The sequence below is a fragment of the Bartonella sp. MR30HLJHH genome, from assembly GCF_042194195.1.
In the GTDB taxonomy this organism is placed as follows: Bacteria; Pseudomonadota; Alphaproteobacteria; order Rhizobiales; family Rhizobiaceae; genus Bartonella; species Bartonella grahamii.
The window spans coordinates 1-6,869 of record NZ_JBHIMO010000030.1; the positions used below are offsets into that span (position 1 = coordinate 1).

Annotated in this window: 2 protein-coding genes; both read left to right on the plus strand. The window is 46.7% G+C overall.

Features of this window, described 5'->3' with window-relative positions; translation table 11 throughout:
• Positions 1-1,252 (plus strand): ShlB/FhaC/HecB family hemolysin secretion/activation protein (locus ACFIKR_RS08415; RefSeq protein WP_375659539.1); only part of this gene is annotated, 1,252 nt, incomplete at its 5' end.
• An 89-nt stretch (positions 1,253-1,341) separates the two neighbouring features.
• Positions 1,342-6,869: filamentous hemagglutinin N-terminal domain-containing protein (locus ACFIKR_RS08420; protein ID WP_375659540.1), on the plus strand; the 5,528-nt coding region annotated here is incomplete at its 3' end.

Sequence of the window (6,869 nt, forward strand, 5' to 3'; positions counted from 1 at the left end):
TCAAGGAGAAATCACCACGGCTTTTCCAAACCTTATTGGGAAGCCGACCAATCTGCGCCAGATAGAGCAAGGGCTTGATCAAATCAATCGGCTTTTCTCACGCCAAGCCACCATTAATCTTGGTGCGGGGAGCAATTCGGGTGGTTCGATACTCGATGTTCATATTGAAAAACAGAAACCTTGGCTTATTACGCTTTCCAGCGATAATCTTGGCGCTAAAGCAACAGGAATTTATCAAACGCGCTTGAGCCTTTCTTTTGATGATCTGTTAGGGATCAATGATCAATGGTCGTTTAGCTATCAGCGTTCTATGGATGGTAGTCCGTATCATTTTTCTCACAAGCGCCCCAATAGTGATACTCTAACGGGATCATTTTCTCTTCCCTATGGCACTTGGACAACAGGTTTTGATGGGACGTGGAGCCAATATCATTCAAGTGTTAAGGGGATATTTTCCGATATTATGACTGCGGGTAAGTCTTTATCGCTGACGCCATGGATTTCACGGGTTATTGACCGTGATCAAGAGGGAAAGACCTGGCTTACGGGACGGTTGACATGGAAATATTCTGATAATTTTATTATGGGCAGTCGGGTTGATGTTTCCAGCCGTAAATTGGCTATTGCAACCTTTGAGCTTGATCATTCGCGCAAGTGGCTTGGAGGAGAATTAAGCGCGCATATAGGGTTTCATAAAGGTTTGGCAATTCTTGGCGCTTATGATGATAAAGAGCAAGAGAATGCAACAAAAAATTCACCCAAAGGGCAATTTTCCAAATTGTCTTTTTCTCTAGGCTACGTGCGTCCTTTTTCGCTTCACCAGTATAACTTTCGCTATAACACGCTGTTTTCAGGACAATTATCACCCGACACGTTGTTTAGTTCAGAGCAAATATCGCTTGGTGGCAGTTCCTCTGTGCGCGGAGTGCGTGAGGCGATTTATTACGGCAATAATGGGGCGTTTTGGCGCAATGAATTGTCGCTGTTGTTGCCAGGTTTTTCTTCGAACATGGGGCGTAATTTTATGAGCCAATTCTCCCCTTATATGGCGCTTGATCTGGGAGCCGTGGCCAATGATGTAAGCAAAAACAGCTTTGGCGGGAGCCTCGTTGGGGCAACTCTTGGTTTCCATGCAACCGGAGACATTACGGATGTTGATGTGTCTTATTCGAATATTTTAACCCAATCGACAGTGCGAGAAAAGGGAAATTCGACAGGGTTATTTCAAGTGCGGGCATTATTGAGATTTTAGAGCAAAGGGGCGGTAAAAATATCGCTGCGCTGTTTACATCCCTTTGGGTTGTTTTTTTAAGAGATAAAGAATTTTATGAGGAGCTGAAGATGCGGGGATTGAAAGATCAAAAGCATAGATTGGGATATGGATACAAGCGAGGGCAGCGCGTTCTTGGTGTTTTGCAGCGAGGGATCCATAAGGGGCTTTCACTTGTTTTAAGTTTTTGCTTAGCTTTTCAGCCTTTGTTGTTGCAAGCACAAGCGCTTGGAGCGCGAAGTCCTGTTGCACAAGAGAGCCAAGGGATTAAAGCAGCTGATGGGGTTGGCTCTGTTTTCCGCCCCACGGTGGGGAAAGCCGGCAATGATGTGCCGCTGATTGATATTGTTCGCCCCAATGGACAAGGTCTTTCTCATAACAAATATGACAGTTTCAATGTTGATACCCATGGCGTGATTTTGAACAATTCGACTGAGGAGGTTTCGCGTTCACAGCTTGGGGGATTGGTGCCAGGCAACGGCAATTTGCGTTATAGCGGTGCAGCAAAGGTTATTCTTAATGAAGTGGTGAGTGCCAATCGCTCGCGTCTTGAAGGCGTGAGCGAAGTACACGGGCATATGGCGGATGTTATTATCGCCAATCCCAATGGGATTACCTGTAACGGTTGTGGTTTTATTAATACACCAAGGGTGACTTTATCGACCGGACAACCGATTATTGGAGCCGATGGGGCTTTGAGTGGGTTGCGTGTTGAGGGTGGTGATATCACCATAGGCGCTCGTGGGGCTGATGGGAGTTCATTAGATATTTTTGATCTTGTTTCACGCAAGATCAGTGTCGGGGGTCCTATACAGGTCAAGGGGGATTTGGCTGTTATCGCTGGTCACAATCATTTTGATTATCACAAGCGCGAAGCAACTTCTCTAGGTTCTGATGGCAAAGAGCCAGAATTGGCGATTGATTCCAGTGAGTTTGGTGGAATGTATGCGGGGCAGATCCGCGTGATTGCCAATGATAAAGGCGCCGGCGTTAAAATGCGCGGAGACATGGTTGCCAATGCAGGCGCCATGAGATTGACAAGTGATGGCAAGCTGGTGATTGCCAAAGCACGCGCCAAAGGAGCGGTAAAAGCGCGTTCTCACCACGATAGTGTGCATGTAAAAGATTTGCTTTTTTCAGAAGAAGCGGTTGAATTGAAGGCTTTGAAACATGTTGAACTGGCTGAGCAAGCTCGCGTTGCGGCAAGCGGTGCTGTTGATGTGCACGCCGATGTGATCAAGCTCCAGTCTCATGCTCTTCTAGCAAGCGGTATTGGGAGTGATGGTCAACAGTCAGCGACGGGTTCTTTGCATTTACAGGCAGCAAAGCTTGAGGCGGGAAATGGGCGGATAGCCGCCGGTGCTCTTTTAGAGATCCAAGCAGCAACAATTGATCTAAGCCGCATGCAAGACAATGATCAAACAGGGGTTTCTTCCCTTGGCGATCTAACCATTGAAACCAATCAAATCACCGCTTTAAACAACCATATTGGTGCCAAGGGGAATATTGTCTTGAGCGCCGATGATGCGCTCACTGTAGGCGCTGGACATTATAGCGCCGGCGGCTCTCTTTTGGTGCAAGCGGCAGAGCTTACATCACGTGCGCGCTTAGTGGCAGAGCAAAAAATTGACCTTTATGCGCATCACGGTGCCCTGATCCAAGAAGGCACTGTGTTGTCCAATGGGGAGATAACGCTGGATGCCCATGGTGCTCTCAATCACACGGGTGATATTATCAGTATGCAGCAGGTTGCATTGACAGCGGGTGGCATGCTCACAACCTCTCAAGAGAGCACGATTTTAAGTTATGATGTGGTTTTAAGTGCTGATGCTTTAACCCAAGCAGGGACTGTGGAAGCCCAAGAGGGAGCATTAACCCTTCAAGTGCGTGATGGGGTCGCAAATAGTGGCACAATGCGCGGTGAGAGTGTCGATGCTCATATTGGTGCATTTACCAATCAAGGGACGTTTATTGCAACCGATGATTTGCATTTGATGGTAAGTGCACAAGAAGGCGCCGATCCGCAACAAGCCTTTCTGAAGAATACATCCGAAGGGGTTCTTCAAAGTGGCGGCGTTTTTGTTTTGATCGCAGGGCAATTAGACAATGCCGGTGTGCTTGGCTCTAGTGGTGAGAATGTTGTCCTCAATGTGGCAGGAAATGTCAGCAATAGCGGGCTGATTTACGCCAAAAAATCTATGGATCTATTCAGTGATGGTAATCTGACCAACACACAGGGCAGAATTATTGCTGAAGAGGCTCTCAGCATTGGTGGGCTGGAAGAGACACGTGCTGGTCATATAAGTAATGAGGCTGGTCTTCTCAGTGCTTTAGCCGGTGAGATGAAGATTGTTGCAACGTCTTTTGTCAATAAAAGCGCTGAAACGACAAATTCAGACCAACAAAACGCTACACATGATGAAGGTGCGCATGTTTTAGCGCGGGATGGTTTGCGCATTGATGTGGGCAGTTTTGAGAATGTTGATGGTCTCATTTCTACGCAAGGGGCAGTTAATATTGTTGCTGATAGTGTGATCCAAGCAGGGCACATAGAGATTGAGCGTGGTGACCTTCAACTGACCAGCCACGGTGATTTAAGCAATAGTGGTACGATAGAAAGCAATGATACCATTGCTTTGCATGCGCAAACAAATCTCAGCCAAACGGGGCGCATTGTTTCTAAAAAGCGGGTTGAGCTTTCCAGTGATGGCATATTGACAATGGGTGAGACAAGTGAGGTTGGCGCCTATGATGTAACGCTGAAGGCAGGCACTCTCGCCCAAGCTGGGCTTGTGGAAGCGCAAGGCGGAGTACTTACTCTCAACAGCCATGATGTTTTAAGTAATTCCGGTATCATGGTGGGCACTGTTGTTGATGCGAAGCTTGGGTCTTTAGCCAATTCCGGTCAGCTTTTAGCCAGTGACAGCTTTACGCTTATAGCAGAAAGCCATGATCCGTCATTGGGGCAAGTTGCTCTGGTTTTAAATGGTGAAGACGGTGTACTCAAAAGTGGTGGCGCTTTTGTTTTAACCGCAGATGTTTTGGACAATGCCGGCAGTATTGGTTCAAGTGGTGATGGGGTTGCGCTCAATGTGAGCGCAGATCTGAGTAATAGTGGGCTGATTTATGCCAAGAAATCTGCCATTTTTTCCTTAGATGGGGATTTTATCAATAAGTTTGCTGACGTTATTGCTGAAGACAATCTCATCATCCGTGGTTTAAGTGGAGAGCGGGCTGGTCATGTCATCAATAGTTCGGGGCTTTTAGAAGCCGTGTCAGGCGATATGACCTTCGATGTCTCAGCGCTTACCAACATGCGTGAAGGTGGGGTTGAAGTTAGCGATAAAGTGGTTGGTCATAGTTACGTGCAAGGAGAATGGGAAGAAATCCCAGGTGTTGATAAACACACAAAGATCAAGAAAAATATCGACACTACGATCATTCGTCAGCAGCCTCATTTTACCAATAATGCTGCACAGATTTTAGTAGGACGTCATCTGACAATTAATGCCGGTGATATCCGCAATAGCTATAGCTTGATTGCTGCCAATGGCAATATTGAGATGCATGGCGATACGCTGCTCAATGAGGGGCGTGATTTAATCGAAACAACTAAGGTTGTGACTGAAACACGCTACAGACATAAAGACTGTAATATGTGGACCAATCCAGGGTGTATAGCGCATGGTGCAGACGAATGGGACGGTCCTACTTTTACCCAAACACCCAAGCGTACCTATGATGCTGTTTACGGCACGATTGAAGCGGGTGGCACGCTTGATGCTAAGTTGACAGGCTATATTGATAATCATGCGGTGCGTGAGGGGGTTGAGCAAGTTGGCTTAAGCTCTGGCGATAAAGGTTTGGCTGGTGTTAAAAACACCGATTTTGATGGTTCAAAACCACTGATTAGTGATGATCGATTGGACGGCATTATCAATGGTTTGAAAGGACACAAAGGGCTTTTTGCACCGAGCATCCAAACACCCGCACCAGAATCCATACAGGTGCCAACGCAAGATGGGCTTAGCTCTGTCAAGACAGAGTTAGCTGGCAGCCAATCACCGGATGTGCCGTTTTTAGTTGAGACGCGACAGGACTTTATCAACCCAAGTAAATTTTTAGGATCGGACTATTACTTAAAAAAGATTGGCAATTATAAGCCTGAGCACGTGTTTAAAAGATTGGGCGATGCTTATTTTGAATATCGTCTGGTGGGTGAGCAAATCTTTGAGCTGACAGGCAATCGCACTCTTCTTGATGTTGAAGATCCCAATGCTCAAATGCAAAGGCTCTATGACAATGCTGTGGAGCAGCAAGGTCCCTTGGGGTTAGTGCTAGGCAAGCCCTTAACGCCTCAGCAGATTGCTGAGATCAAAAAGGATATGATCTGGCTTGAGACCCACCTTGTCGACGGACAAGAGGTCTTAGTGCCCCACGTTTATTTGGCACCAACCTCCTCTTCAGAACAAGGGATAAAAAACGCACAAGGATTGCAAGAAAATCTTGCCAGTGCACGTTTGAAAGGCAATGGGGTCACCTTGAATGCGGACCGTCTTACCAATAGCGGTGCTGTGGTAAGTGATGATGCACTGCACGTTTCGACTACGCAAACTTTGTTCAATAATGGTGGGTTTTTGCTTGGCAGCGGTGCTGTAGAGCTCACCAGTAACGGTCTTTTAGCCAATTCTTCCGGTGTTATTCATGGTGATACGGTTACCATGACGGGTGATACGATTGTCAATAGCACCGCTAAAATCCGTGACACGAATGCATATGGTTTTGGTGATCGAGCTGGGCAGAAGGGACAAATTCTCTCTGATCATGAATTAAACATCCAATCCCTTGGTGATCTTGGCGCAGAGGGTGGGGAATTCACCAGCGGCGGTCCGATGACGATGATTATCGGTGGTTCTGCCACGTTTAGTGCATTGGCGCTAGAAAGTGAACATGAGCAGACATTGGAAAAAGGGCATTATAACGCCCAAAGCAGAGAGCACCGTTTGAGTGAAGTTAACAGTGGGGATGATCTTAACGTTGTTACGAACGACGACCTCATCATGGATGGGGTTAAGGTAAAAGGAGAAGGTAATGGGAATCTCACCAGTGGTGGTGCTTTCACGCTGACTTCGGTGCAAGACGTTAACAGTTTTGACTTGGATCTTAGGGGCAAAGAAGGCGACAAATCGAAACAAAAGAATAAGTTTCGTCAACAATCAACTGAAGTTACCACAAACAAAAGCACGGTGGAGTTTAGCAAAGACCTCTCCATACACGCGCAAAATGGGGATCTCACACTTGGTGCGGCAGGGCTATCAAGTGGTGGCGAGACGCATTTGACATCAGATAATGGGAAGATCAAGTTTCTCACCAACAAGGATCAAGATTTTAAGGATGTTTATCAGCGTAATGAAAACCTTGTGTGGTGGAGTGAGGGTGACGAAGGTTACTTGAAGGAGACCATCGAGCATGTCACCATAGATGCTAAGGGTGGCATGAAGCTTGATGCAGGCAATGGCTTTGTTGTTGAATATGAGGCAACCGGTGATTTAGACAAATCCCTTGAACAATTGTCACACTCTCCAGGCATGGCATGGAT